Source organism: Oleiphilus sp. HI0067 (assembly GCF_001635735.1).
The window spans coordinates 1-956 of record NZ_LWFI01001390.1 but is presented as its reverse complement, the minus strand read 5'-3'; the positions used below and the strand labels follow the sequence as shown (position 1 = coordinate 956).

Sequence of the window (956 nt, the reverse complement as noted above, 5' to 3'; positions counted from 1 at the left end):
TCACTCACCCATAAGTTCCACGTTTTGCTTGTGTCTGCCTGTTTATAGAGCTCAATTAGCGCTGACTCATCAACACTCTTCACTGACAACTGTGGATAATCTGCCGCGAGTAAGTCTTGCGTTTGCTCTGCTTGGGTGGATAACAACACTCGTGCCACACGCTCTTGTTCGCGCGCCATCAATATATTCACTTGTCTTGCGGTATGCGCAAGATCCTGACACTCCAAAGTGCACTCTCCCGAGCCTGTTTGTACGATCAACCACTTACCATCTGTTTCGGGATAAAACCCTTTGGCATTTTGTTGATATCCAAAGCTATTGAGATTTAAGGTCGGGGTTAATAATTGGCCTTTATTTGTTTTGCCTGTCGGAATAGCGACACTGCCAAAATACATGAGCATTGCGAGCATGACTGGCACTCCGGCCACACAAAAAATACCAATCAATTTAAGTTGGCTTTTTCTTCTAGTTTGTTCAAACGATACCGACGATTCACTCATTCTTATACTCCCTACTTCTTGTTGTTATGTTCTTGGTATTAATTTGTATGTCGCCCATAGTGCCAGTATCACTAAAGCAAACGACATCGCGAACCACTGAAACGCATAACCAGTGTGTTTATCGGGTGTTTGCGACTGGTAATTCCAATACAAATCTGGCGCATCTATTGTCGCGCCAATGTCGGACGCGAATGGGACTCGATGTAGTAGCCTAAATTCGGAATTCTCCACTAAATCAGCGGCACTCAGTTCTCGTATTTTTTCCATGTTCAGTGACTGAACACGCCATATACTTTTCTCTCCAAACTCGGCATCTTCATTCCAAACGGGCAACGATTTTTCTGTCCAGTAGAAATATCCTGTCAAAGACTGAGGAGTTACAATACTGCTAACTTTTGGCAGCTTGTCTCTATATTTTGGTGCCGCTATCCACCCCTGATTCACCAATAAAGATCC

Annotated in this window: 1 protein-coding gene and 1 pseudogene; both read right to left on the bottom strand. The window is 43.9% G+C overall.

Annotation, left to right across the window (positions count from 1 at the left end; all coding sequences use genetic code 11):
• Positions 1–500 (bottom strand): annotated as a pseudogene (locus tag A3739_RS22135) (hypothetical protein); the annotation flags it as partial.
• A gap of 24 nt (positions 501–524) precedes the next feature.
• Positions 525–956 (bottom strand): SURF1 family cytochrome oxidase biogenesis protein (locus A3739_RS22130; protein WP_197472495.1); only part of this gene is annotated, 432 nt, incomplete at its 5' end.